A 23,043-nucleotide genomic window follows, 5' to 3' on the forward strand; every position below is an offset into this window, starting at 1 on the left:
TTTACTGTTTATGGCTCAGAGACCAAATAGGCTTCTATCATAATCAGGAATAATCGGCTTCAGGCCGGTTGTATTTTCTGGCAAAGTCATAGCTGTTAGGTTATTGATAACGGTATTATCAGACGTAAGCGCAGCAGATAGAGTTAAAATACGATTGATTTAGCCCTAACGTTTTGAATTAAAGGTTATATATGAAAAATATTATCCTGCACATGCTTGCTAAAATATCGACCATGGATGCGGAGACAAAACAGTTGACGGCTCAGGTCGAAGCGCAATCTCTCTTAATTAGCGCTTTAATGTTAGCGATTAGCAAAGAGGGGGGGATTTCAGAAATGATAGGTGGCGTAACCAGGGCCATTAATTCTGTTCTTGAGTCCTCAGATGATTTAATAAAATCGGACGCACAACTGCTGCTTACAAAATTTCAAGAGCAAATTGAAGTTACGCAACTAATTGAAAAATTTGATTCAGATATCAGTGAAAAGGCAATTGAGGACTTCGTTGCCTTACCTGACGACAAAGAAAACGACACTTAAATACGCAGCTCGGTTTCTGATATGAGTAAAGCGTTCGTCTGAACAGACCAGCCAGCGGCATGGGCCCGTATTCCGCGCGCACTGAATAACTTATCGCTGGCTTCCAGTGAAAACGGTGTGTAATACGGGTCATTCCTTTACATCGCTGGCTGGCAGAAACGCATTATGCGCCGGGCTGCCACGCGCCGCTGGCGATAAACCATATCAGCAGTACGATACCGGCAATTCCGCATAGGGCGGGGAATATATATCCTATCTTCATGGTGACCTCATGGGGGCGAATGATGTAAGCCGGCGGGGTTCTTTAACCAGACGGCTGTTCGAACGCTTACTTATTATCTCTTCTGTATAGCGCCCACTCTTCGATACGTTCTCCACTTGGCAATGTGCAGTATCCCACTTCACCGTTGGTCTCTTTCACTGTATCCAGTTTCCCGCCTATTTTCTCGCAATATACTGAGGCTGGGTTAGCCATACCAACGCGCTTAGGCTCTTCAGGCTTTGTTGCGCAGGCCGTTAAGGTAGCGATGGCGATCATCATTAGTACTGGTTTCATTAATCTGTCTCCTTGGCAATCTTCCGGCTCTGCCGTTCACGATACGTGCCGAAGCAGTCGGTTGATTAGATAAGCGTATTCTAAAGCCTTTTCGCTTGATGATGCCAGCTATGACAGTTTTAATCGAGAAGCGCTGATTGAGGTGGACTTTTCCCTGCCAACAGGTCGGATGGGTGTAGTGGTCAAGTAATACTGGCCACGGTTTTACAGTAAGAACGGTATCGGTTCTCTGATTCTTCCGGCGTCAGCCCCCCGTTGTAATGATGAGGTCTGACGCTATTGTAGTAATTCTGGATATAACTGCCGATTTGTCGCCGGGCCTCATCCTTACCTGCGTAACCATTCGTCGGCACCCATTCTGTTTTCAGACTACGGAAGAAGCGTTCCATGGGGCTATTATCCCAGCAGTTCCCCCGACGACTGACGCTTTGCTTTATCCTGTAACGCCAGAGAACTTGCTGATATTTAAGGCCTGTATACTGGCTTCCCTGGTCGCTATGGAACATGACATCACGCGGTTGACCACGCGTCTCATAGGCCATCCGCAGAGCACTTCTTATCAGTGCGGTATCGGCATTCGCTGACAGACTCCAGCCGATAACCCTGCGGGCAAAAAGATCCATAACAACCGCCAGATAGCACCAGCGATTTCCAGCCCAGATATACGTAATATCTCCACACCATACCCGGTCTGGCTCCGGTACAGCGAACTGACGCTCGAGCAGATTCGGCAGGCAGGTATGCTCCTGACGGGCATTTTTGTACTGATGTTTTCCGGGCTGGCAACTGCTCAGGTTCAGGTATTTCATCAGACGCCCGGCACGGTAACGGGTCATCGGAACGCCATTTTGAGCCAGCATTTCAGCCAGCGTGCGTGCGCCTGCTGAGCCCCGGCTCTGGTTCCACGCCCGGCGTATTTCGCTGTACAACCTGACTCGCGCCGGATTGACAGTATCGCGTCGTTTTCGCCAGTACCGGTAACTGCTACGGTGTATTTCCAGCGCGGAGCAAAGGCTGACAACCGTGTGGCTGTCACTCAGTCTGGCGGCTATCGTGAACCGTTCAGTGAGTCGGACATCAAGAGTGCGGTAGCCTTTTTTAATATCGTATTCTGTTCCTCCAGGCGGCGAACCTGCTTTTCCAGCTCGCGAATACGTTGCTGTTCTGCAGTAATGGGAGTAGCAGAGGGCGTAATCCCCTGCCGCTCTCGCCTGAGCTGGCGCACCCAGCTCTCAAGGGTGGTAGAACCGACATTCATCGCTTCACTGGCTTGTCGATATGAGTAGCCCTTATCAACAATCAGCTGTGCACATTCCAGCCTGAACTCAGGGGTGAAAGTACGCTTAGTTTTCTTGTTCATTAAGTCACCTGTTTTATGTTGTGGTGAGAATATCACCTTTAATCAGGTGGCCAAATTTACTGTGCCACTACAGGGAATGCGCAACGCTGGGGCTGAAGTATGCCCTAAGTTGATCCGTTATCAGTTTCAGACAGAGATGCATTCACTGATTGATGCCACCTTTACTGAGAAAAGCGCTAGCCAGCCCGGAAATGAGTTTGAGAAATGCCACGGACGTTAATCCCCAACGCTCAGGTTTAAAGTCATAGCGATACAGTTCATAAAATACGTTTTCAGCATCCACTTTTTTTACGAACTCAGCACATTCCTCAATCAGTGCCTGAATGGTGTCAGATGCCTCACAGTCCAGATAGGTCTGCATCACTTCTTCAATCGTTTCACCGGACAAATAATAGTCCTGATTAAAGTAAGCACCCATCAGGTGATTTAATTGTTGGTTATGCATATATAAGTTACCTGAAGCTGGGGAAAGCCGTAAGTATGTAATAAGGCTTGCCGTTATATTCTTCTAATCGTAATACAACCCGAATTTTCTGTGAACTGATTACCGGGCCAGTGGCTGATTCAATACCGAAACCAATCTTTTTACCTACAAAATAATCAATTTCTAGTTTATTGCCTCTTGGTGCATTACTGGCCCAGTGCTTAATAAGGGATTTATTGACATACATCGCTCTGGTAATGGCATTCTATGCTGTGCGCAGATCCGTAAATGTGCTTGTTGCGGCCATAGCTGGACGATTAGCCATACGCATTCTTAGTCTGGCCTCAGACAGGCCCACATGCTGTGACAGGGTATGGCCGCCAGGTTTAGGGCCGGAAACAGATTCATGCTCAATTAGCCGGATTCGACCCGCCCGAACCGATGCGACCCTCACAGCTCCCAAGCCTAACGAGAGCGCAATAGGAATAGCGATATCTACAGTAAGGCCTATTTTCCAGGCTGTGTCGTCGTCGGCTCCGAGTTTCTTAGCCAATTCTGTCGCGGCCCGGTAAGTTGCTGTCCGGGTATTGGTTCCGGAAAGAATGCGGTTTGCTGCCGTGTTGATATTATCCATACTGTGAGCTCCCACAACCACGCAGCCCACCTTGGTAAATCCTGTTGGTTCAGGGACCAGACAGAGCGCAGTAGCTCCGGCCAGTTCGAGACTCCCCATAAGTAAATCCAGGCCGCCCAAGAGCCTGTTACTCATAGTTTCAGATTCAGTGACTGTTCTATCGGACAGCACAGCGGCCAACTGAACGGGCGACATTACGACCTTTAAACCGTCATCCATAACTTGCATCCTGTTTAACAATCACACATAAATGAGAGCTGACATTGAAATAAATGACTGTCTGCAAGCATTTTTATAGTGGCACAGTAAATTTTTCCACTGCAATACCCTGAAAACCTACCTATACGCCTGACTAAACCATCTCACTTACTGAAAAACAATGCTTTTCTCCTCATTAACCGACTTGCATCACCATAAAATCTACCAAAGCTATCGTGTCGAACTGTATTTTATTTATGTAAAACAATAAATTATCTATTTATCATTTAATTGTGTAGGGCAGTTAGGGAGAGAATTACTGCTTCGCCCACACTAACTGACTGACCCGGAAACCCAAACCGCGAGCGGTATTAAGGTAATCCTGCTTCACAGAGTCCGGAATAGCAGGCGTGCGGGACAGAAGCCACAGATAGTCGCGGTTCGGGCCACTGACCAGCGCATATTGGTAATCTTCATCCAGCCTGATCACATTATATCCGCCGTAAAACGGCCCAAAGAATGAAACTTTTAGTGCCGCGGTAGTCGGCTTGCCGGTGAAATACGCCTTTCCTTCACTCGCGCTCCAGCGGTTCTTCACCGGATCGTACCCACGGTTAAGCACGCTAATGCCGCCATCCCGGCGTTTACCATAGGTGGCAGTGACCTGCTCGAGGCCACGTTCGAAGCGGTTTTCAAGACGGGCCACTTCATACCATTTTCCCAGATAGCGGTTTGCATCAAAGCCTGTGACAGGCTGAACGCCTTTTGGGGGCTTGGGAGATTTACAGGCAACCAGGGTCAGCGCAACCGCAACACTGGTTACAACAGGCAATAACTTCATGAGAACGCCTTTCATCTGCGCAGAGAACCTAGAGTGTAGATCAAACTTTCTACACGTCATCCAGCCCGGCAAATTTCATAGTATATTGAGTGTATTGTTGGTAATCAGGTGTTCTTAATGACTTACTCCATCGGCGAATTCGCCCGTCTTTGCGGGATAAACGCGACCACGTTGCGCGCCTGGCAAAACCGTTACGGCCTGCTTAAACCGATGCGTACCGATGGCGGACATCGCCTGTACAGTGATGCGGATATTCAACAGGCGCTCAGAATTCTCGACTGGGTGAGAAAAGGCGTCCCCATCAGCCAGGTGAAAACGCTGCTGGCACGCCCAGAACCACGCAGGACAAACAACTGGTGTGCTCTGCAGGAGAGTATGTACCAGCGGCTGAACGAGGGGAAAATCGAATCCCTGCGTCAGCTTCTCTATGATTCTGGTCGCGAATATCCCCGTCCGGAACTGGTCACCGAAGTATTGCGGCCGTTGCGCAGTAAACTGTCGGCCAACATCGCGGCCATGCTGACCCTGCGCGAAATCCTTGACGGCATCATCATCGCCTACACCTCGTTTTGCCTTGAAGGCGATAAACGTGCGCCCGGCGATAACTACCTGATTACCGGCTGGCATCTGACCGATCCCTGCGAAATCTGGCTCGAAGCGCTCAGGCGCACCGGGCAGGGGCATCGCATTGACGTGCTTCCGGTGCCACCTGCCGCCCTGGCGCCGGAAATTTTTCCTGAACGAAAATGGCTGCTGGTCACGACCGGCAAGCTCACTGCAGTACGCAAAAAGCAGATTGAACGCTGGCAGCAGCAGGGCGTTGCTATTGAGGTTATTCCGCTGTAATTCCGTTTTACCCCTTCACACCCAGCCACGAATCAATCCACAGAAAAAACTGCGGATTGATCAATGCTTACCAAAAAACAGTTATATAGCGCACTATTTAAAGTTTATAACCTTTTAAAATTTAATATAAATAAAAATTAATCCACCCTAAACTTGTACAAATATATTTGTTTGTATAAGTTTTAACTATGCAATTACGCCACGCGCTTTATAACCAGGATGAGAATCATGTGCACAACGCCATCGGTCATTGAGAAGTTTGTTCAGTACTACGCCGGGTTGGACACGCAGTCGCCCTCGGCGCTTGACTGCCTCTATGACACGGACGCCATACTGATTGATCCGTTTGGTGCATATCACGGCCTGGCGGCCATCCAGCGCTATTTCACGCATCTGCTTGCCAGCGTAGCGTACTGCCGCTTTTCCATCGATCCCCCATTTTGCGATGGTTCACGTTTTGCCATGACCTGGACCATGCACTGGTCACACCCGAAGATTGCCGGAGGAGAGGCGCTGAGCCTGCCGGGCTGCTCAGTTGCGGAAATCCGGGATGACCTGATTATTCGTCAGCGGGATTACTACGATGCCGGAGAGATGCTCTACGAGCATCTTCCCCTGCTGGGCTGGGCGGTACGTAGCGTGAAAAAAAGGGTCAGTGCATGACAACGGTCCTGATCACGGGTGCAAGTTCCGGCATTGGCGCCGGGCTTGCAAAGTCCTGGGCCGATGAGGGTTGCCACGTCATTGCCTGCGGACGGGATCCGGCACGGCTAGCATCACTACGGCAGTCCAGCCCGAACATCACGGTCCGTCAGTTCGATATGACCGACAGGGTTGCCTGTTGTCAGGCGCTGAAAGAGTGCCACGCCGATCTGATTATTCTCTGCGCGGGAACCTGCGAATATCTGGAGAACGGCAAGGTGGATGCAGCCTTAGTCGAGCGGGTAATGACCACCAATTTTCTTGGCCCGGTGAACTGCCTGGCCGCACTTCAACCCCAACTGGTTGCCGGTAACCGCGTAGTGCTGGTTAGCTCAATGGCACACTGGCTGCCTTTCCCACGCGCAGAGGCGTATGGCGCCTCGAAAGCCGCATTGACTTGGTTTGCTAACAGCCTGCGCCTGGATTGGGAGCCGAAAGGGATTGCTCTCACGGTGGTTTTTCCCGGGTTTGTCGATACGCCTTTGACCCGTAAAAATGATTTTGCCATGCCCGGCCAGGTCACTGTGGAACAGGCGGTTAAGGCGATCCGTCGTGGTCTGGCGAAGGGCAAAAATCATATTGCTTTCCCGGTCGGGTTCAGCCTAATGATGAACCTGCTTGCCGGGCTGCCGGCGTTGCTTCAACGGGCATTGCTGCGCCGGATGGTACGCCGATGAACATCGCCATTATTGGCAGTGGTATTGCCGGGCTAACCTGTGCCTGGCGGCTTGCCGGACATCATCAGGTTACGCTGTTTGAAGCAGAACCCCGGGTTGGCGGTCATACCGCCACGGTGGATATCGCCACGCCGCAGGGAACCTATGCCATCGACACGGGATTTATTGTCTATAACGACCGAACCTATCCGCGCTTTATGGGGCTACTGAGTGAGTTGGGCATCAGCGGACAAAAGACGGAGATGAGTTTTTCGGTACACAACCCGCAAAGCGGGCTGGAGTACAACGGACACACGCTTACCTCGCTGTTCGCGCAGCGCCGAAATCTGGTGAACCCGGCATTCTGGCAATTGCTGAAAGAGATTGTTCGCTTTAACCGTCGTGCAAAAGTGGCGCTGGCGGAGGATATTGATCCGCGAGCCACGCTGCAGACTTTCCTCGAAAAGCACCGCTTCAGCGCGTTTTTCGCGCGCCACTATATTCTGCCGATGGGGGCCGCTATCTGGTCTTCCTCGCTGCAAGAGATGCGCCGTTTTCCACTGCCGTTATTCCTGCGTTTCTTTGAGCATCATGGGCTGCTTGATATTACGCATCGCCCGCAGTGGTACGTTGTTCCCGGCGGTTCGCGGGAGTACATCCGTGCGATCCTGGCTCAACTGGGCGATCGCATAAGCCTGCATCTTAACGCCCCGGTGCAGCAGGTGACCCGTGATGATACAGGCGTAAATATTCAGCTTGAAAACGCCAGTCACGCGTTCGATCAGGTGATTTTTGCCTGTCACTCTTCTCAGGCGCTGGCGATGCTTGATAACCCCACCCAGGCTGAACGCGACGTGCTGGGCGATATTGGCTGGCAGCGCAACGAGGTGGTGCTACACAGCGATCGGCGCTGGCTGCCGGTTCGCGAACGGGCCTGGGCAAGCTGGAACTATCGCCTGAGCGATCGGGATCAAATCCGTGCCTGCGTCACCTATAACATGAATATTTTGCAGGGGCTGCCTGCCGATGCTCCGTTGTTCTGCGTGACCCTGAACCCTGAAACCCCGATTGACGACCGTTACATTTGGCAGCGTTTTGTCTATGAACATCCGCTCTTTAATCCCACAAGCTGGCACGCTCAGGCGCGTCGGGGTGAGATTAATGGTCACCGAAGAAGCTGGTTCTGCGGCGCTTACTGGTACAACGGATTTCATGAGGATGGGGTACGTAGTGCCTTGGATGTGGTGAAAGGGATTGCCGCCGGGGAGGGGAGATAAGATGAACAGTTGCCTGTACCAGGGCGTGCTACGTCATCGCCGGCTTCAGCCGAAAACGCATCATTTTTGCTATCGCGTGTTTATGGCCTGGCTCGATTTGGATGAACTGGATGCGCTTTCATCGGTCGGTATCCGCCGGAACCGTTTCGCCGCCGCCGCCTTTCATGATGCGGATTATCCGCTTGGCATGCCGCTTAAAGGGAAGGTGCTTGACCGGCTGGAAAGCCTAACAGGTGAGCGCCCGGAGGGGCGCGTCATGCTTCTGACCCAGCTCCGCTACTTCGGGTTCCACTTTAATCCGGTGAATTTTTATTACTGCTATAACTCAGCAGGCAGCCTGCGCTGGGTGCTTGCCGAGGTAAGGAACACGCCGTGGAATGAACGGCACTATTATGCCGTTGATGGTCAGGCAGTGCGTCCACTGGAAAAAGCCTTTCACGTTTCTCCCTTTAACCCGATGGACATGGTTTATCACTGGCGTTTCAACAGCCCGGGCAAAACGCTGCATATGCATATCGAAAATCATCAGGCGTCGAAAGTCTTTGATGCCACGTTGATGCTGCGGCGTGAGCCACTGACGCGCAAAAATCTGTCGTCACTGCTGATGCGCCTCCCGCTGATGACGCTGAAAACCCTGTTAGCCATTTACTGGCAGGCGTTACGCCTATGGCTCAAACGTGTACCCATTTACAACCATCCCGCAAGCAGGAGTTAATGCCCATGACCGATCCCGCCTTTGCGCTTCAACCCGATATTCCGTGCAGCGACCGTATTGCGCGTAGGCTGCTTTTTCGCCTGCTAAGCGGTATCCGGGGGGGATCACTGACCCTTCGTGAGGGAGGGCAGGCCTTTCATTTTGGCGATGCTTCTTCTGCGCTGAGCGCGGACGTGCAGATCCGTTCGACCAGCGTGTACTGGCGGGTGCTGACCGGAGGAAGTCTTGCTGCCGCTGAAGCCTGGATGGATGCCGAGTGGGAAACGCAGCAGCTCACCTCACTACTGCAACTGCTGGCGCTGAACAGCAACCTGCTAGGGCGGCTGGAAAGCGGGTTCCGGCTGCTGGGTAGGCCCATTGAACGTCTGCGCCACTGGACGCGGCGTAATCACCGGCGGCAGGCGCGGGAGAACATCGCCGCACACTATGACCTGGGGAATGAATTTTACGCGCACTTCCTCGATAAAGAACTGCTCTACTCCAGCGCGCTATTCACCGCGGATGAGCAAGATCTCACCCGCGCGCAGCAGGCAAAAATGGCACGGCTGTGTGAACAGTTGGCGCTAACGGCTAACGACCATCTGCTGGAAATCGGCACCGGCTGGGGCGCGATGGCGGAATATGCTGCACGTTACTTCGGCTGTCGTGTCACCACCACTACGCTCTCACAGGAGCAGTTCAGTTGGGCGAAAGCCCGCATTGCGCGCGCCGGGTTGCAGGACCGGGTTGAGGTGCTCCTGTGCGACTATCGCGATCTGACCGGCGAATATGACAAGCTGGTCTCGGTCGAGATGATCGAAGCCGTGGGGCAACGCTACCTGCCCGCGTTCTTCCGTACCTGCCAGGCGCGTCTGCGCCCTGGAGGAAAAATGGCGATTCAGGCGATTACCATTCAGGACCAGCGCTACCACAACTACAGTAAAAACGTTGATTTTATCCAGCGCTACATCTTTCCCGGCGGCTTTTTACCCAGCATTACAGCGATGAGTGAGCTAATGACCCGCCACACGGATTTTGTCGTGCGCAATCTGTTCGATATGGGGCCAGACTATGCCCGCACACTGGCGCACTGGCGGCAACGTTTTCTTAACGCCTGGCAAGAGATCGAAAAACTGGGCTTTGATGACCGTTTCCGCCGCATGTGGCTCTACTACTTCGGCTACTGTGAGGCCGGTTTTAACGCGCGGACGATCAGCGTAGTGCAGTTAACCGCAGAGCGCGTATGAAGAGGCTATCTGGCGGGCTTAATCCGCGCACGCAATATCCAGAACTGCGACAGCAGTTGATCGGAGGTCAAAAATGAAACGCATCCTGACAATAAGCCTGCTCATGCTGATGCTGCTGGTCGGCTGTAGTACCGAGATTAGTGATTACCACACTCAGCAGCCTGCGCTCGACATTTTCCACTATTTTCAGGGAAAAACGGAGGCGTGGGGGATGGTGCAGGATCGCAGTGGTAAACAGCTTCGTCGCTTCCACGTTGATGTCGATGGTGATGTGAAGGGGGACACGCTGACCCTCAATGAGCGCTTTGTCTATGACGATGGTGAGCGGCAGCAGCGGGTGTGGCATATCCGGCGCACCGATACCGGGCGCTATACAGGCACCGCAGGTGATATTGACGGTGTCGCCACAGGTCAGGCGGCGGGTAACGCTTTCAACTGGCGCTACAGCATGAACGTGACAGCCAAGGGTAGCACTTGGCTGCTGCACTTTGATGACTGGATGTATCTGCAGGACCAGACGCACCTTTTCAATAAAACCGCGATGAAAAAATTTGGTGTCACTGTCGGCACGGTGACGCTTTTCTTCAGCCGATGAGGTGCCGTTAACTTTGTGCCCAAACCCTTGGGCCATTCACCTGCTGATTACCGGCTGTAGCGTTCTGGGCCGCATCCATTGCCTGATGCGCGCCATCCTTCACCCCCTCTTTCACGCCGTCCTTCACTCCCTGTTTTAGGCCTTCTTTTGCCGCTGCCGTAATCGCAGCGCGACCGGCATTCGCCGCCAGACCTATTTCTCCGGCGCCAGGGATCAGCACCGTCAAAAAGCTCAAGGCATCAAGCAACTTAAAGATACCGCCGCCTTTCTCTTTCTTCTCATCAGGCTGGGTTTCCTGGCCAACATTCATATCCTCAACGGCGGAAGCAGAGATCGGATCATTGGCTGGCCCGGCGAGCCGAGGCGGCGGGGCGGTTTGATGGGAACCCTTACTGATAAAGGCATCCAGGTCACCTTTACCGATATTATGGTCATTGGCTTTATTAAAGAAATTGCCCCCGGCGCCATGTTTGCCGTTATCCAACATTGAGAAGAGCATCGAGTTAGGCTGGCTGAGTAGGTTAGCGGCGTCGCGCACTTCCGGGCTATTATTTTTATCGTTGGCGATCTGGGTTAATTTCTTCGGATTGATACCACCGCCTTTGAAAAAGATATCCTCATTATTTTTTAGGGTATCAATCGCTTTGCTCTCTTGCGGCGAGAGCTTCACATTATACGAGGCGAGGTCACACATCCGATCGCGGGAAACGCTGGCGTTGGGATCATCTTTGCCGGTAAATTTTTTCCATTGAGCGGGATGATCGGTAAAAAACTTAGCCGCGGCGGCAACTTGCGGCGGGCACTTGCCCATATCTTGTGAACCATTGGCTACCTTGCGCAGCGTGTCCAGATTAATATTTTTCGGCAGGCTTTCTGAATAGAGATACAGTTCGCGCATCGCATCGTTGGCTGACATGTCGCGCGGCGGGCTGCCAGGTTTGGCATCCGACGGAACATAATCGTGGGTGTAGGTTTCCGCTTTGGCGTCGGCATACTGCTTAATGGCTGGGTTATCCTGCCATTTACGAATGTCTTTCGAACTGATTTTCCCGTCGCTTTTCCCATTCTTTGCCGGATCAATGGCATCAAACATGGCTGAATTTTTCAGCAGGGTATCCAGCGCTTTTTTAGCATCGGTTGGCGTTTTAGGGTCATCGCGTATTTTTTCCAGCCCCGCACGGTCATGAGGCTTGTTGAGAAGGTCTTCATGCCGCCCCAGGGTAGTGACCACCTCTTCAAAGGACATTTGGTCATTCTGGCCTGAACCCGTTAGCGGCAAAGGCTGAGCGCTGTCTGAAGTGGCGGTATTCGCCGGGGAAGCGGGCTGATTACCCGAAACGAATGACATCATTTGCCTGAAGAGAGAACCAAGAGATAGTGCGTCGGATGGTGCGTTTTTCTGCGGTATCACGGCGTTCTTGTTGGGAAATAAGGTTTCACTACTTGCATTAGACGGTGTGGATGACATAAAGGAGAGGGGAGTGGATTTCGCGCCTTTCATCTCGGGCTGCTGTGTTATCGGCGCGCCTTTCGCGGGCAGATCGGCGCTACGAGGCCCGGTGAAGTTGGACGGTGAGAAACCAGATAGACGCATGCATTTTCCCCTCAGATAAGAGAACGTTTGATGGTTAGGTGGTTTTTCAGCGCCGCGAGTTCCGGATTTTCTTCGATAACGGTATCCGCGCATATCCGCGAGTGAGTAACCCCTGCTAAGATTACCTGCATGCTGGCGGAGAGCGCCGATAAAACGCGAATCATGACGCCCCGCTTTTTCATTTTAGCCACCGGTAACTGCCTGATGATTAACTGGATATGCAACCATAAGCTGGGCGTTTTATTAACTTTTGTTATCGTCCTTGAAATAGTGATGTTTGCGTTGACTCATCAATGGATGCCGTGGAATTGGTAATTTGACCGTGCGAAGTCGAATGAAGAAGATGCCGCCAACAACCGTAACCAATCTATGGCGGCGTAGTCTGCGTTAAGGCTGGCCGATCTGGTTAAGCTGCTCGCGCGCGGCTTCGGGCAACGTCAATCGTGCGCTGGCGAGGTTTTCATGGAGATGCTGCGGCGATGAGGTGCCGGGGATCAACAGAATGTTCGGTGAACGTTGTAACAGCCACGCCAGTGCAACCTGCATCGGCGTCGCGTAGAGCGATTGCGCCACCTCACTTAACGCCTCGGATTGCAGCGGTGAGAAACCGCCAAGTGGGAAAAATGGCACCCAGGCGATATTCTGTGCGGCGAGCCGATCAACCAACGCATCATCTTCACGGTGCGCCAGATTATAGAGATTTTGCACACAGACAATCGGCGTCACTTTTTGCGCGTCATCAATCTGTTTCGCCGTCACATTACTCAAGCCAATATGGCGAATCAGCCCACGTTCTTTTAACTTAACCAACGCGGCCAGTTGTTCATCCAACGCACCTTCTTGCGGGTGATGTGTGTTGAACATGCTGCGTAAGTTCACCACCTCCAACACATCCAATCCTAAATGGCGTAGGTTGTCCTCCACCGCGCGCGTCAACTCTTCGGCGCTAAAGGCAGGAAGCCAGTTCCCTTTTTCATCACGTCGTGCGCCGATTTTGGTGACGATACACAGATCGTCAGGATAGGGATGCAGCGCCTTTTTGATGAGTTGGTTAGTAATATGCGGACCATAAAAATCGCTGGTATCAATATGGCGAACGCCAGCTTCAATCGCCTCCCGTAATACCTGGAGCGCGCGCGCTTCATTGGCGGGCGGCCCGAAGACGCCAGCACCGGCAAGTTGCATCGCGCCATAACCGAGACGGCCGACCTGGCGATCGCCTAACTGATAAGTCAGGGGAAAGTGAGACATGGGGTACCTCCTGAGTGAGTGACTTGTCGATTGTATCGTCTCCGGCGCTGTGCAACTATCGGGCAAAATAACGACAGACTGTACGGAGTGGCGGACAATGAAAGTGGACATCGCTTTGTTGCATGCGGTGGTTGCGGTGGCGCAAGCGGGTGGGTTTCGTGAAGCGGCGCGGGTAACCCTGGTGGCCATCGTTTCCCGGCCCCCGGCTCTATTATCCCGACCGGCGTTTGATCCCGGCACCGCTTCGCGCCTTTATTGATTTTGTCCGGGAAACGGCGGTGTAAATCAGTATTTCGATTGTTATTTGTGAAAACGGCTTGCGGTAACTTACTGACAGGCATAGAATAATGCCCGCATTGGGTCGTTAGCTCAGTTGGTAGAGCAGTTGACTCTTAATCAATTGGTCGCAGGTTCGAACCCTGCACGACCCACCAAGCGGGTATCGTATAATGGTATTACCCCAGCTTCCCAAGCTGGTGACACGGGTTCGATTCCCGTTACCCGCTCCAAACAACCCTATCTCAAGTTCTTTTCACCTATCCAGATACTAATCATCCGATGAAACAGAAAACATTTTTATTTCATCAATTCTTCTTTTGTTCATGTTTAACTCACAGCTTGTTTGTACTTCCCCCAGATGATTCGAATTTTGATATTGAGTCAATGCAATACTACAATATTTATCTCGATAGCTAATCCATTGTCTTTGGTTTTCTTTGAAGTTTTTTAACATTTCATCTTTTTGTTCTTTGTTACCCATCCACCAGTTTTCAGGATTAAAATTGCTAATCTCGTTTAGTTTTTTTTGATATGTGCTGTTAAGTGCATTTTCTGAAGTGGTAATTGCCTTATCAAGGCAGTCAATATTTTGATCTTTAAATTTTTTAATGCACTCATCAACTTCGAATGAATTTTCAACAGGTTGTAATGATGCAACTGCAAAGTTGGAAACAAAAAATAATGGTAAAAAATAACGTATCATCTTAAATTCCTTACTCTTGCCCGTAATCTTTCCGGATAGTTTCTTTGTCGTGGATCATTCTCAATGCTTTTTATTATATCGTTCCTGCTTCCGCCAGATGCAATAAGGTTTATTAGTGGGTCGAGACCCGGAATCCCTTGGTACACTATATCAACGAAGGTTTCACGGATCTTACTATCAATATGCTCCCATTTAAGAGCGTTTGCGGTGCGGGTCGAACGGCGAGAGTATACTCCACGGGCATACTCGCGTTTTTCCCTGTATGAAACTTCAAACAATCTGATTTGTTGCAGGTGGGTTATTTCTCCAGCTAAGGAGCCGTAAGCGCTTATAAAATTTTTGGCATGACGGCCAAAGAGTCCAGCGGCCTTTGAACAAATTACTGCCTTATATTCTTCAATGCCAGATTGTCTTATATGCGTCATTATCTCGCCTGTACTACGCTCTTTCATATCATAGCCTCGCCCAATAGTGACGCCAGAATATTTATCCGGACAATGCAGCACACGTGAAAAATTCCGCATATTTTCTGGCTGTTTGAACGGTTCTACAGCCGTGAGATAATCGACGCCTTCGGCATCAAACGTGATTTGCCCCTCACGAACATGTAGCGGGCCGGTATCGCGGGGCCGCCAGTGTGGCGCGGTAGCTTTGCTGAACATCGTGAAAAACCAGACTTCCTGAGGATGGACCACGCCGGAGGGCGACATATTCAGTAAACGCTGATACCAGATAATCGCCGCTTTGGTTTCTGGGTCACAGGGCCGGTGGCGCGAAGGTTGTTGCCATGTATGTGGTTGTAACCGGCATTAATCATCATTTTCTGGAGCGTTTTCACTTCTTCCGGAGTGTTAGCACCAAAGACGCCAATCGAGCCTGTGGGACGAAATACGCGGGGTGAGTGGTAAGGCATGGTTGTGTTACTCCTTTCATATTGCCACGCCAGTAAGCGCGGCAGGGTCCGTTACCTTTCGCGATTCTCTTTTATATTCCAGCCCGCTGACACTTCCGGGCCTTTACCGTCGCTGGCGGTCTGCTTCTGGTACTGCTGGCTTACTTTCTACGCTCGGAAGTTGTAGCGCATAGCCAGCGTTTCGCCACCCTGTGTGCGGTCAAAGCTTACGCCGATAATCAGCATATATTCAAGCGTTATCAGGCACCACCGCCTACAGCCATGTTACCCGGCTGTGACGCTCCTCAATCCATCGAAATAATGTCAGTCTAGCCTTTATGCGTTGTGTTTTGTGATTCGCCGCTGATACCGCTGACGCGTAGAAAGCTTTTTTAGCCTCTCACGCATTATGTACTAAGGTTTTAAGGAAACTGGCGTCTAAGGAGACGGAGATGAGTGATATTTTCGATGCGTTTAACAGTGAAGAGCACTACGGTACGCTATGCAAAATTCTCGGCGATGCGGTATTCAACCTCCACCGAGAAGGGGGCAAGATAACCCAGCAAGCGATCGCGGCCCGGCTTTCTCAAGAGCGTCGCGACAGGGACGATCGAGACGAAGATAAGTATTACGAAACCATCATCAGGGTGTTAACAGAAGGGTAGCCGCGCTGATAAATAAAACAGACGGCGGCGAATAAATGTGCCATGATGCAGGCTCTTATATCAAAAAATGAAGGTTATTATCTTAATATTAAAATTTAGATGCCCATCCTGTAGTGGTCATCAATATCGTCGCTCAATGACGAACGTCACGCCCAAAAATCCTCACGGCACTTTCTGTATCTTCTGTAAATCCACCATGGTCGTTAGTTACAAGGCAATGGACAACGCGATATAACACTTTTTATCGTCGCCTCCGTGTTTGCGCGCGGGGGGATTATGATACCGGTCGACAGAGTAATTCACCCACACCATTAGCGATACGGCAATTATTCCCGCCAGGGAATTAACGGGCTGTGATGCGCATTCGGTTAGACCATTCTGTTCTTTCGTTAGATTGTTTCCTTCTTTCTCAATTGCACTGTTTTTGCTCTAATCGCTGCGTCAGGCACTGTCACTGTGCAACACCCTAGCTACCAAGTTAATGTATTTTCAATAAGATGTCGCAGATCCTCGCTGCGCTTTTTTTGGCACGCTTCTTGTATATACATGTCTAAACGAAACATGTCAGGAGTCACAAATTAAATGAAAAAGACCTCCCTTACGCTGTGGTGCTTGATCGCCGGGATCGCTGCCACACGCGCTGATGCGAAAGAGTTTGCCGTGGGCAGTAAAAGCTTTACCGAACAATATATTTTGGCGGAGATCTACGCAGGCGCCCTGGAAAGCGCTGGCGTGCCGGTCGAGAAAAAAATCAATTTAGGCGGCACGCTGATCGCCCAGGCGGCACTGGTTAAAGGGGAAATTGATATGTATCCCGAATATACCGGTACCGCGCTGAGTGCGGTGGTGAAGGGGAAAATGAGTGCCGATGCTGATGCCGTTTACCAGCAAGTGAAAAGCGCTTATGCGCAACAATATCAACTTACCTGGCTTCAGCCAGCGCAGATCAATAACGGCTATGTCTTGCTGGTCAAAGCGGATGTGGCGCAGAAATATCACCTGAAAACCCTGTCGGATTTAGCCAAAGTCGCGCCGCAATTGACGTTGGGTGCCGGGCCGGAGTTCGCTGATCGGCAGGATGGACTGAAAGGGCTGGAGGGCGTCTATGGCATGAAGTTTAAAGCCTTCCGCCAGTTCGCCAAAGTTGGGCTACGTTATGACGCCTTACAGGGGAACCAAATTGATGTGGCGAACGGTTTTGCAACCGACTGGCAGATTGCCGACCGTAATTACGTCGCGCTGGCCGATGACAAACACCTGTTCCCGCCCTATTTTGTCGCGCCGGTCGTCCGCCAGGATGCGTTAAAAACCTGGCCAAAAGCACAAGAGGTTCTCAATCGTGTCAGCAGTATGCTGGATAACCAAACCATGCAGAAGATGAATGCGGCAGTTGAGCGCGATAAAGAGGAACCGGAGGATGTCGCAGAAGACTTTCTGAAGCAGAAAGGGTTTGTGAAATCCTGATGACAACGCCTTCCTTTACGCTGGGTGAGGCGCCGCTGCGCGTCTCACGGCTAGCCGAACTGGCGCGTACCGCACATACCTGCGTGACATTTAGCGCGCCAACGCGTCAGAAAATTGTCAGCGCCAACCATTTTCTGTTGGCGCAGCAGGCGGCAGGCGCGCAGGTCTATGGGATGACAACCGGGCTGGGTGCCGCGGTTGATACGCCGGTCAATCTACAAGCGCTGGCGCTTACTCCGCTGGAAATTCAACGACGCATCCCGCGTGGACGCGCGGTTGGCGTGGGGCCGCTCGCTACGCCAGCACAGGTGCGGGCAATGATGTTGGCACGGCTTGCCGGTATCGCGGTAGGGCATTCCGGTATGTCACTGGCTACCGCCGAGGCGCTGCTGGCGCTGTTTAACGCAGATGTCCATCCAGCGGTTCCGTTAATCGGCTCGCTGAGCGAAGCGGACCTGGCGCCCCTGGCGCATATTGCGTTGGTGGTCATCGGCGAAGGCGTCGCGGAATATAACGGCGAATCACACCCGGCAGGAGAACTGCTGGCCTCGTTAGATCTCAGCGTGCCTGAGCTTAGCGGCAAAGATGGCTTGGCATTGGTTTCATCTAACGCCGCCAGTGTTGGCCTGGCGGCGTTGCTGCTGGACGACATGGCGCGTGTATTTAGCGCGCAAACTGCCGCCATTGCGCTGAGCTTTGAGGGGTTCGTCGCCAATCTGGCGCCACTTTCCCCGTTAACCGCCCGGTTACGTCCGGCGCCGGGGCAGGGCGACGTGGCGGCATTACTAAGCGAATTACTGGCGGGCGGCACCTTAAGCACACCGGGTAAGGCGCGTCGTCTGCAAGACCCGCTGAGTTTTCGCAATATCGCCGTGGTGCTCGGCTGCGTACAACAGGCGCTGGCAGGCGCGTTTAACGCGACAGAACTGGAACTTAATAGCAGCGATGATAATCCGGCAGTGCTGGTTGAAGAGCAAATCATCCTCGGTAACGCCAATTTTGACGCCACCCACCTGACGCTGGCGCTGGAACAACTGGGGTTGGCGATCAGTCGGCTGGCGGCGGCCGGCGGAGAGCGGCTGATGAAGCTGATGTCGCCCGGCGTTAGCGAGTTGCCGCGTTTTCTGGTCTCCGGCAGCGCACAATCCGGCTTTGGGCCGCTGCAAAAAACCATTGCCGCGCTGGTCGCCGATGTTCAACAGCAGGCGCAACCGCTGGCGGCAGTGACTCTGCCGGTAGCCGATCGTATTGAAGATTACGCCGCGCAGACCATGGCGGTCGTCCAAAAACTGCAACGTCTGCTAGAGAGTTGGCGCTTACTGGTTGCGATTGAATTGCTGGTTGCCGCGCAAGCGATCGATTTACGTACCGGTCTGACGCTTGGGGTTGGCACACAGGCGATTTATCAGAAGGTCAGGCAACAGGTGGCGCGGCTGGATGAAGATCGGAGTAGCGCGGCGGATATTCGCCACTTGGCGGCGTTAATTGAGCAAGAAGAGTGGGTTCCTCAAAGCCGACTCTTGCTGGAGAAGGCGTAATGCGTTGGGCGACAAGACATTGGGACGATATTCTACGCGCACTACTCGAACACCTAATGCTGGTTGGGGTTTCGCTAAGCTGCGCTTTTGTCATTGCCATGGTATTGAGCATCTGGAGCGCGCGGCGACCTAAGGTTTACGCGCTGGTGCTGTTAGTGACCGGCATGCTGTTCTCAATCCCCAGCCTGGCGCTGTTTGCCTTGATGATCCCCTGGCTGGGAATTGGCGTGTTGCCCGCTATCGTTGGATTAACCGCTTATGCGCTGATGGTGCTGGTACGCAATATCGCGACCGGCTTTCATGCGGTTCCGCCGGAAATTATTGAAGCGGCGCATGGCATGGGGTTTGGCTACTGGCGCCAGTTATGGGAAATTGAGCTGCCTCTGGCGCGCCCCTTTATCATTGCCGGTTTACGTATCGCCAGTACCACGCTTATTGGCATCGCGACGGTGGCGGCGTATATCAACGCCGGCGGGCTTGGCAGCATCATTTTTGCCGGTCTCGATCAGCGTTATCCGGAAAAGATTTTAATTGGCGGCGGCTTAACCGCCTTGTTGGCGATTAGCGTTGACCTGCTTTTTCTTTGGCTGCAACGGCGGATTGCGCGTAAAACCGCGCGGGAGGCGCAAGCATGATTGCCGAAGCCATCAGTTGGATATGGCATAACCCCGATCAGTTTTTACCAGCGTTGTGGCAGCATTTGGTGATGTTTTTCTGCTCGATAGCGCTGGCGTTGGTGATTGCGCTCCCGACAGGCATTGCGGTTGCCCGTTCGCCGCGCCTCTCTTTCATTGCCAATAACATTGCCAATACCTTACGCACCATTCCCAGCCTCGCCATCCTGGCGGCGGCATTGCCGCTGTTAGGCATCGGGCTGCTGCCATCGATCGTGGCGTTGGTGGTACTGGCGCTACCGCCGATTTTGCTCAACACCTGCACCAGTATCCAACAGGTCGACCGCGATATTCTCTCGGCGGCGAAAGGAATGGGCATGACGCGCGGAGAAATCATGCGCATTGTTATTTTGCCGCTTTCGGCGCCGGGGATTTTGGCTGGCGTACGTACCGCATCGGTACAGGTGATTGGCGGTGCCGCGCTGGCTTCCTTTATTGGCGGCGGTGGCTTGGGCGATTTTGTCACGACCGGTATCGCCAATATGGATATGTCGCGCTTACTGGTTGGCGCTATCCCGGTCATTTTACTGGCTATTGGCGCTGAACTGCTGTTTATCGCCATTGCCCGGCTGTTTTTCCGCCATGTACCTGAGAGTTGATTGCCATGATTAAACTGGACGCGGTAAGCAAGCGTTACCCCGGCTCAAACCTGCCTGCATTGGATAACCTGACGCTGACCATCCCGGAAGGGATCACGGTGGCGCTAATTGGCCCCTCCGGCTGCGGCAAAACCACCACCATGCGGTTGATTAATCGGCTGGAAGAGCCAACATCCGGCGCGGTATGGCTGGCGGGCGACAATATCGCCAAACTCGATCCGGTCACTCTGCGCCGCCATATTGGCTATGTCATTCAGCAAGTCGGCCTGTTTCCGCACCTTAGCGTGGCGGAAAATATTGCGACCGTGCCACGGTTATTAGGATGGTCATCAGCGCGTATCGCCCAGCGAGTGGGGGAGTTGTTAGAGCTGGTCGGGCTGGATGCCGATAAAGATGGGCAGCGCTATCCCGCCTCGCTGTCTGGCGGTCAACGCCAGCGCGTCGGAGTGGCGCGAGCGTTAGCCGCCGATCCGCCGGTGTTGTTGATGGATGAGCCATTTGGCGCTATCGATCCGTTAGTACGTGGACGCTTGCAACAAGAGATACGCCAGATCCTGATGCGGGTGAAAAAAACGGTGGTGATCGTGACGCATGATATGGATGAAGCGATCAAGATGGGCGATCGGGTGGCGATCATGCGTGAAGGCCGCCTGTGCCAGTACGACACACCAGCAACCGTATTATCCGCACCGGCCAGCGAGTTTGTCGCCGCATTTATCGGTAACGATAGCGCGTTAAAACTGTTGGCGCTGACTCCGGCGCGCCAATGGATGCAACCGGCTACGCAGGCCGAGAGCAACACCCGCCTGCGCGATGACGCCACGCTAAAAGATGCGCTGGTCTCAATGCTGGATAGCGATGCGCAGATCGTGACCTTTCATGACGCGCAGGGCGTGATAAGCGGCGAACTGAGTCGCGAACAACTTTTTTCTTTCCATCAGCGTTTACAGGACGGCGCGCACGCGCTGTCGTAACGGAGACAAGTATGAACGACCCAATCATGATTACCTGGCTTAACGGGCCGGATGTAAAGGCGCTTGAGTTAACCAATGACGAAATTCTGGGCGCAGTGGAAATGGGGCTACAGGCGCAAGGGCTGGGTAAGACGGTGATTGAACCACGCGTGCATTTAATTCCTGACCCGGCGTTTAACGGCCATTTTAATGTGTTGCGCGGCTACATCGAATCGATCAATCTGGCGGGCGTCAAAGTGGTGGGGGATTTCGTCGATAACTACAAACAAAATCTCCCTTCGGAAATGGCGCTGCTAAACCTGTTTGATCCGCGCACCGGCAAGCCAGTGGCGGTGCTGGATGCGGCGGGTATTACCGATATGCGCACCGGCGCGGTGACCGCGTTGGGCGCGAAATATTTAGCGAAAAAAGAGAGTAAAGTGCTGGGGCATATCGGCGCGCGCGGTACCGCTTACTGGAATGTTCGCCTGCTTGACCATTTGTTTGATTTTGATGAAATTCGCATTCACTCGCGTCGCCCGGAAAGCCGCCAGGCGTTTGCCGACAAGCTGGAACAAGCGCTGGGTAAATCGGTCATCATTACTGATGATTGGGAAAGCTGCGTGCGCGGGGCGGATATTGTGGTTGAGGCATCACGCCTGAATCAGCCGGAACCGCTGCTGAAAACCGAGTGGATCAAGCCCGGCGCGCTGGTGGTACCGTATGGCACCATGAGCGCGGTTGAACTGTCGCTCACCGACATTATGGACAAAATGGTGGTGGATGATTGGGGGCAGTGTAAAGGCGGCATGTTTGGTTCGTTACGCGCGCACGTTGAGGCGGGTAAACTGAGCAAGCAAACGCTACACGCCGAGTTAGGCCAGATTGTTGCCGGGGCGAAAGCCGGACGTGAAAATGATCGCGAAACGATCCTGTTCTGGCATCGTGGGTTGTCACTCAGCGATATTGCCTTAGGGCATGCGATGTTGGAAAAGGCGAAAACGCGCGGGTTAGGGCAGCAACTGCGCTATGCCTGACGGATAACATCAGGTAATCTTCCTCCACGGATGGGGAATGGATACGACGCGCGTGGATAAAAAAATCATCGAAACACTGAAAACGTATTGCGACGATGCAAATCGTGGCGCGGGGCCGCTTTATCAGCGGTTGGAGAAAGGTTTCCGTGAAATGATGGCGCGCGGCGAGTTGAAAGCGGGCTACGCGATCCCCAGCGAGCGCGAGCTGTCGGAACAGTTGGATTTATCGCGGGTCACGGTGCGTCGGGCATTGAGCGAACTGGCGCGCGCGCAGGTTATCGTCCAGCGGCGCGGCGCACGTAGCACGGTCGCCGGGCGGGTCGAAAAGCCGCTGTCGTCATTAACCAGTTTCAGTGAAGATATGCTCTCGCGCGGCTATCAGCCTGGCGCGCGCTGGCTGGAGAAAGAACTCAGCCCGGCCTCGCCTTCCGAAATTATCGCCCTGAATTTATCGCCGGGGGCATTGGTCTGGCGTCTCAAACGCCTGCGGACCGTGGACGATCGCCCAATGGCGGTGGAGGTCGCGGTGGTGCCGCAGCAGTTTATTCCGGAGCTCAACGAACTGGGTGACTCGCTGTATGCGGTGTTACAACAGCACGGCATGATGCCGGTGCGGGCCTTGCAACGTATTCGTGCCGAACCTTTAACCCGCGATCATAGTCAGTTGTTAGATCTTGCGCCGCATAGCCCGGCGCTGCACGTAGAGCGCCATTGCTATTTGGAGGATGGTCGCCCGATTGAATACACCCATACCTGGTATCGCGGTGACAGCTACGATTTTCTGGTGGAGTTACAGCGCGACGTGGCGCCAGGCGCTTAACGGGT

General features: G+C 52.9%; 28 protein-coding genes, 2 tRNA genes and 2 pseudogenes. 20 read left to right on the forward strand and 12 right to left on the reverse strand.

What is annotated here, in order from left to right; all coding sequences use genetic code 11:
* Positions 1 to 191 precede the first annotated feature (191 nt).
* A complete protein-coding gene (gene iraP, locus PMPD1_RS06580; protein ID WP_173633287.1) occupies positions 192 to 539 on the forward strand; it encodes an anti-adapter protein IraP in 348 nt (115 codons plus the stop codon).
* 163 nt (positions 540 to 702) lie between these two features.
* Here iraP and PMPD1_RS06585 read toward each other — a convergent pair whose 3' ends face one another.
* The 6 genes and pseudogenes from PMPD1_RS06585 to blc all read right to left on the reverse strand — a co-directional run bounded on the left by PMPD1_RS06585 (position 703) and on the right by blc (position 4,552).
* A complete protein-coding gene (locus tag PMPD1_RS06585; protein ID WP_173633288.1) occupies positions 703 to 801 on the reverse strand; it encodes a YoaK family small membrane protein in 99 nt (32 codons plus the stop codon).
* A gap of 66 nt (positions 802 to 867) precedes the next feature.
* On the reverse strand, positions 868 to 1,077 hold the full coding sequence (locus tag PMPD1_RS06590; protein ID WP_435529732.1) for a putative hemolysin: 210 nt from the start codon (positions 1,075 to 1,077) through the stop codon (positions 868 to 870).
* 200 nt (positions 1,078 to 1,277) lie between these two features.
* Positions 1,278 to 2,491 (reverse strand): IS3 family transposase gene (locus PMPD1_RS06595; protein WP_173632181.1). Its coding sequence is split into 2 segments (ribosomal slippage): positions 1,278 to 2,197 and positions 2,197 to 2,491, totalling 1,215 coding nucleotides; the frame shifts between segments, so codons are not numbered across the junction.
* A 106-nt stretch (positions 2,492 to 2,597) separates the two neighbouring features.
* Complete coding sequence (locus tag PMPD1_RS06600; RefSeq protein WP_173633290.1) at positions 2,598 to 2,900, reverse strand: contact-dependent growth inhibition system immunity protein; 303 nt, start codon at positions 2,898 to 2,900, stop codon at positions 2,598 to 2,600.
* Positions 2,901 to 2,907: 7 nt separating this feature from the next.
* Positions 2,908 to 3,741 (reverse strand): annotated as a pseudogene (locus PMPD1_RS06605) (RNase A-like domain-containing protein).
* 286 nt (positions 3,742 to 4,027) lie between these two features.
* Positions 4,028 to 4,552 (reverse strand): outer membrane lipoprotein Blc, encoded by a 525-nt coding sequence (gene blc, locus PMPD1_RS06610; RefSeq protein WP_173633291.1) that lies wholly within the window; start codon positions 4,550 to 4,552, stop codon positions 4,028 to 4,030.
* 117 nt (positions 4,553 to 4,669) lie between these two features.
* On the opposite strand from blc, the gene PMPD1_RS06615 reads away from it, so the two are divergent.
* The 7 genes from PMPD1_RS06615 to PMPD1_RS06645 all read left to right on the forward strand — a co-directional run bounded on the left by PMPD1_RS06615 (position 4,670) and on the right by PMPD1_RS06645 (position 10,569).
* Positions 4,670 to 5,398: a MerR family transcriptional regulator gene (locus PMPD1_RS06615; RefSeq protein ID WP_173633292.1), complete on the forward strand. Its 729-nt coding sequence runs from the start codon at positions 4,670 to 4,672 to the stop codon at positions 5,396 to 5,398.
* Positions 5,399 to 5,626: 228 nt separating this feature from the next.
* Positions 5,627 to 6,061 carry a nuclear transport factor 2 family protein gene (locus PMPD1_RS06620; RefSeq protein WP_173633293.1) on the forward strand — a complete coding sequence of 145 codons (435 nt, stop codon included), beginning with the start codon at positions 5,627 to 5,629 and terminating at the stop codon, positions 6,059 to 6,061.
* Positions 6,058 to 6,777, forward strand: a complete 720-nt coding sequence (locus PMPD1_RS06625) for an SDR family NAD(P)-dependent oxidoreductase (protein WP_173633294.1) — start codon at positions 6,058 to 6,060, stop codon at positions 6,775 to 6,777. The genes PMPD1_RS06620 and PMPD1_RS06625 overlap by 4 nt, the downstream gene beginning before the upstream one ends.
* The gene (locus PMPD1_RS06630) at positions 6,774 to 8,033 is read left to right on the forward strand and encodes an NAD(P)/FAD-dependent oxidoreductase (protein ID WP_173633295.1); all 1,260 of its coding nucleotides are present in this window, start codon (positions 6,774 to 6,776) and stop codon (positions 8,031 to 8,033) included. The genes PMPD1_RS06625 and PMPD1_RS06630 overlap by 4 nt, the downstream gene beginning before the upstream one ends.
* Position 8,034: 1 nt before the next feature.
* Positions 8,035 to 8,748, forward strand: a complete 714-nt coding sequence (locus PMPD1_RS06635; protein WP_173633296.1) for a DUF1365 domain-containing protein — start codon at positions 8,035 to 8,037, stop codon at positions 8,746 to 8,748.
* A gap of 5 nt (positions 8,749 to 8,753) precedes the next feature.
* The gene (locus PMPD1_RS06640; RefSeq protein WP_173633297.1) at positions 8,754 to 9,974 is read left to right on the forward strand and encodes an SAM-dependent methyltransferase; all 1,221 of its coding nucleotides are present in this window, start codon (positions 8,754 to 8,756) and stop codon (positions 9,972 to 9,974) included.
* 73 nt (positions 9,975 to 10,047) lie between these two features.
* The gene (locus PMPD1_RS06645; RefSeq protein ID WP_173633298.1) at positions 10,048 to 10,569 is read left to right on the forward strand and encodes a DUF3833 domain-containing protein; all 522 of its coding nucleotides are present in this window, start codon (positions 10,048 to 10,050) and stop codon (positions 10,567 to 10,569) included.
* A gap of 7 nt (positions 10,570 to 10,576) precedes the next feature.
* On the opposite strand, the gene PMPD1_RS06650 is transcribed toward PMPD1_RS06645, so the two are convergent.
* From PMPD1_RS06650 to PMPD1_RS06660, 3 genes are all read right to left on the reverse strand, one after another.
* Positions 10,577 to 12,163: an HrpF/NolX family T3SS translocon protein gene (locus PMPD1_RS06650; RefSeq protein ID WP_354292803.1), complete on the reverse strand. Its 1,587-nt coding sequence runs from the start codon at positions 12,161 to 12,163 to the stop codon at positions 10,577 to 10,579.
* An 11-nt stretch (positions 12,164 to 12,174) separates the two neighbouring features.
* Positions 12,175 to 12,354: a hypothetical protein gene (locus tag PMPD1_RS06655; RefSeq protein WP_173633299.1), complete on the reverse strand. Its 180-nt coding sequence runs from the start codon at positions 12,352 to 12,354 to the stop codon at positions 12,175 to 12,177.
* A gap of 196 nt (positions 12,355 to 12,550) precedes the next feature.
* Positions 12,551 to 13,414: an aldo/keto reductase family oxidoreductase gene (locus tag PMPD1_RS06660; RefSeq protein WP_173633300.1), complete on the reverse strand. Its 864-nt coding sequence runs from the start codon at positions 13,412 to 13,414 to the stop codon at positions 12,551 to 12,553.
* A gap of 97 nt (positions 13,415 to 13,511) precedes the next feature.
* Here PMPD1_RS06660 and PMPD1_RS22860 point away from each other — a divergent pair, with 97 nt between their 5' ends.
* The 3 genes from PMPD1_RS22860 (at position 13,512) to PMPD1_RS06675 (ending at position 13,923) form a co-directional block, all read left to right on the forward strand.
* The gene (locus PMPD1_RS22860; protein WP_173633301.1) at positions 13,512 to 13,673 is read left to right on the forward strand and encodes a hypothetical protein; all 162 of its coding nucleotides are present in this window, start codon (positions 13,512 to 13,514) and stop codon (positions 13,671 to 13,673) included.
* 99 nt (positions 13,674 to 13,772) lie between these two features.
* Positions 13,773 to 13,848: transfer RNA gene (locus tag PMPD1_RS06670), tRNA-Lys, on the forward strand.
* A 1-nt stretch (position 13,849) separates the two neighbouring features.
* Positions 13,850 to 13,923: transfer RNA gene (locus PMPD1_RS06675), tRNA-Gly, on the forward strand.
* Positions 13,924 to 13,961: 38 nt separating this feature from the next.
* Here PMPD1_RS06675 and PMPD1_RS06680 read toward each other — a convergent pair.
* The 3 genes and pseudogenes from PMPD1_RS06680 to PMPD1_RS22700 all read right to left on the reverse strand — a co-directional run bounded on the left by PMPD1_RS06680 (position 13,962) and on the right by PMPD1_RS22700 (position 15,656).
* Positions 13,962 to 14,396, reverse strand: a complete 435-nt coding sequence (locus tag PMPD1_RS06680; RefSeq protein ID WP_173633302.1) for a lysozyme inhibitor LprI family protein — start codon at positions 14,394 to 14,396, stop codon at positions 13,962 to 13,964.
* On the reverse strand, positions 14,393 to 15,058 hold the full coding sequence (locus tag PMPD1_RS06685) for a DUF8812 domain-containing protein (protein ID WP_354292805.1): 666 nt from the start codon (positions 15,056 to 15,058) through the stop codon (positions 14,393 to 14,395). The genes PMPD1_RS06680 and PMPD1_RS06685 overlap by 4 nt, the downstream gene beginning before the upstream one ends.
* A 302-nt stretch (positions 15,059 to 15,360) precedes the next feature.
* Positions 15,361 to 15,656: pseudogene (locus PMPD1_RS22700) on the reverse strand (Hcp family type VI secretion system effector).
* Positions 15,657 to 15,740: 84 nt separating this feature from the next.
* On the opposite strand from PMPD1_RS22700, the gene PMPD1_RS06690 reads away from it, so the two are divergent.
* From PMPD1_RS06690 to PMPD1_RS06725, 9 genes are all read left to right on the forward strand, one after another.
* Positions 15,741 to 15,953 (forward strand): DUF2767 family protein, encoded by a 213-nt coding sequence (locus tag PMPD1_RS06690; RefSeq protein WP_173633303.1) that lies wholly within the window; start codon positions 15,741 to 15,743, stop codon positions 15,951 to 15,953.
* Between the two features lie 67 nt (positions 15,954 to 16,020).
* On the forward strand, positions 16,021 to 16,188 hold the full coding sequence (ymcF, locus tag PMPD1_RS22865; RefSeq protein ID WP_435529713.1) for a cold shock small protein YmcF: 168 nt from the start codon (positions 16,021 to 16,023) through the stop codon (positions 16,186 to 16,188).
* Positions 16,189 to 16,535: 347 nt separating this feature from the next.
* Positions 16,536 to 17,417 carry a glycine betaine ABC transporter substrate-binding protein gene (locus PMPD1_RS06695; protein WP_173633304.1) on the forward strand — a complete coding sequence of 294 codons (882 nt, stop codon included), beginning with the start codon at positions 16,536 to 16,538 and terminating at the stop codon, positions 17,415 to 17,417.
* The gene (locus PMPD1_RS06700; protein WP_173633305.1) at positions 17,417 to 18,955 is read left to right on the forward strand and encodes an HAL/PAL/TAL family ammonia-lyase; all 1,539 of its coding nucleotides are present in this window, start codon (positions 17,417 to 17,419) and stop codon (positions 18,953 to 18,955) included. The genes PMPD1_RS06695 and PMPD1_RS06700 overlap by 1 nt, the downstream gene beginning before the upstream one ends.
* On the forward strand, positions 18,955 to 19,590 hold the full coding sequence (locus PMPD1_RS06705; RefSeq protein ID WP_173633306.1) for an ABC transporter permease: 636 nt from the start codon (positions 18,955 to 18,957) through the stop codon (positions 19,588 to 19,590). The genes PMPD1_RS06700 and PMPD1_RS06705 overlap by 1 nt, the downstream gene beginning before the upstream one ends.
* Entirely contained in the window at positions 19,587 to 20,228 is a 642-nt protein-coding gene (locus tag PMPD1_RS06710; RefSeq protein ID WP_173633307.1) for an ABC transporter permease, read from the forward strand. The genes PMPD1_RS06705 and PMPD1_RS06710 overlap by 4 nt, the downstream gene beginning before the upstream one ends.
* Before the next feature lie 5 nt (positions 20,229 to 20,233).
* Positions 20,234 to 21,202 (forward strand): ABC transporter ATP-binding protein, encoded by a 969-nt coding sequence (locus PMPD1_RS06715; RefSeq protein WP_173633308.1) that lies wholly within the window; start codon positions 20,234 to 20,236, stop codon positions 21,200 to 21,202.
* An 11-nt stretch (positions 21,203 to 21,213) separates the two neighbouring features.
* Complete coding sequence (locus PMPD1_RS06720) at positions 21,214 to 22,218, forward strand: ornithine cyclodeaminase family protein (RefSeq protein WP_173633309.1); 1,005 nt, start codon at positions 21,214 to 21,216, stop codon at positions 22,216 to 22,218.
* Between the two features lie 37 nt (positions 22,219 to 22,255).
* Complete coding sequence (locus tag PMPD1_RS06725; protein WP_173633310.1) at positions 22,256 to 23,038, forward strand: GntR family transcriptional regulator; 783 nt, start codon at positions 22,256 to 22,258, stop codon at positions 23,036 to 23,038.
* Positions 23,039 to 23,043: the final 5 nt, after the last annotated feature.

The sequence above is a fragment of the Paramixta manurensis genome (assembly GCF_013285385.1).
In the GTDB taxonomy this organism is placed as follows: Bacteria; Pseudomonadota; Gammaproteobacteria; order Enterobacterales; family Enterobacteriaceae; genus Paramixta; species Paramixta manurensis.

Excerpts from the sequence above, each read along its gene's own strand:
- iraP (WP_173633287.1), top strand. The coding sequence starts at position 192 with ATGAAAAATATTATCCTGCACATGCTTGCTAAAATATCGACCATGGAT.
- PMPD1_RS06585 (WP_173633288.1), bottom strand. The coding sequence starts at position 801 with ATGAAGATAGGATATATATTCCCCGCCCTATGCGGAATTGCCGGTATC.
- PMPD1_RS06590 (WP_435529732.1), bottom strand. The coding sequence starts at position 1,077 with ATGATCGCCATCGCTACCTTAACGGCCTGCGCAACAAAGCCTGAAGAG.
- PMPD1_RS06600 (WP_173633290.1), bottom strand. The coding sequence starts at position 2,900 with ATGCATAACCAACAATTAAATCACCTGATGGGTGCTTACTTTAATCAG.
- blc (WP_173633291.1), bottom strand. The coding sequence starts at position 4,552 with ATGAAGTTATTGCCTGTTGTAACCAGTGTTGCGGTTGCGCTGACCCTG.
- PMPD1_RS06615 (WP_173633292.1), top strand. The coding sequence starts at position 4,670 with ATGACTTACTCCATCGGCGAATTCGCCCGTCTTTGCGGGATAAACGCG.
- PMPD1_RS06620 (WP_173633293.1), top strand. The coding sequence starts at position 5,627 with ATGTGCACAACGCCATCGGTCATTGAGAAGTTTGTTCAGTACTACGCC.
- PMPD1_RS06625 (WP_173633294.1), top strand. The coding sequence starts at position 6,058 with ATGACAACGGTCCTGATCACGGGTGCAAGTTCCGGCATTGGCGCCGGG.
- PMPD1_RS06630 (WP_173633295.1), top strand. The coding sequence starts at position 6,774 with ATGAACATCGCCATTATTGGCAGTGGTATTGCCGGGCTAACCTGTGCC.
- PMPD1_RS06635 (WP_173633296.1), top strand. The coding sequence starts at position 8,035 with ATGAACAGTTGCCTGTACCAGGGCGTGCTACGTCATCGCCGGCTTCAG.
- PMPD1_RS06640 (WP_173633297.1), top strand. The coding sequence starts at position 8,754 with ATGACCGATCCCGCCTTTGCGCTTCAACCCGATATTCCGTGCAGCGAC.
- PMPD1_RS06645 (WP_173633298.1), top strand. The coding sequence starts at position 10,048 with ATGAAACGCATCCTGACAATAAGCCTGCTCATGCTGATGCTGCTGGTC.
- PMPD1_RS06650 (WP_354292803.1), bottom strand. The coding sequence starts at position 12,163 with ATGCGTCTATCTGGTTTCTCACCGTCCAACTTCACCGGGCCTCGTAGC.
- PMPD1_RS06660 (WP_173633300.1), bottom strand. The coding sequence starts at position 13,414 with ATGTCTCACTTTCCCCTGACTTATCAGTTAGGCGATCGCCAGGTCGGC.
- PMPD1_RS22860 (WP_173633301.1), top strand. The coding sequence starts at position 13,512 with ATGAAAGTGGACATCGCTTTGTTGCATGCGGTGGTTGCGGTGGCGCAA.
- PMPD1_RS06680 (WP_173633302.1), bottom strand. The coding sequence starts at position 14,396 with ATGATACGTTATTTTTTACCATTATTTTTTGTTTCCAACTTTGCAGTT.
- PMPD1_RS06685 (WP_354292805.1), bottom strand. The coding sequence starts at position 15,058 with ATGTTCAGCAAAGCTACCGCGCCACACTGGCGGCCCCGCGATACCGGC.
- PMPD1_RS06690 (WP_173633303.1), top strand. The coding sequence starts at position 15,741 with ATGAGTGATATTTTCGATGCGTTTAACAGTGAAGAGCACTACGGTACG.
- ymcF (WP_435529713.1), top strand. The coding sequence starts at position 16,021 with ATGAAGGTTATTATCTTAATATTAAAATTTAGATGCCCATCCTGTAGT.
- PMPD1_RS06695 (WP_173633304.1), top strand. The coding sequence starts at position 16,536 with ATGAAAAAGACCTCCCTTACGCTGTGGTGCTTGATCGCCGGGATCGCT.
- PMPD1_RS06700 (WP_173633305.1), top strand. The coding sequence starts at position 17,417 with ATGACAACGCCTTCCTTTACGCTGGGTGAGGCGCCGCTGCGCGTCTCA.
- PMPD1_RS06705 (WP_173633306.1), top strand. The coding sequence starts at position 18,955 with ATGCGTTGGGCGACAAGACATTGGGACGATATTCTACGCGCACTACTC.
- PMPD1_RS06710 (WP_173633307.1), top strand. The coding sequence starts at position 19,587 with ATGATTGCCGAAGCCATCAGTTGGATATGGCATAACCCCGATCAGTTT.
- PMPD1_RS06715 (WP_173633308.1), top strand. The coding sequence starts at position 20,234 with ATGATTAAACTGGACGCGGTAAGCAAGCGTTACCCCGGCTCAAACCTG.
- PMPD1_RS06720 (WP_173633309.1), top strand. The coding sequence starts at position 21,214 with ATGAACGACCCAATCATGATTACCTGGCTTAACGGGCCGGATGTAAAG.
- PMPD1_RS06725 (WP_173633310.1), top strand. The coding sequence starts at position 22,256 with ATGGATACGACGCGCGTGGATAAAAAAATCATCGAAACACTGAAAACG.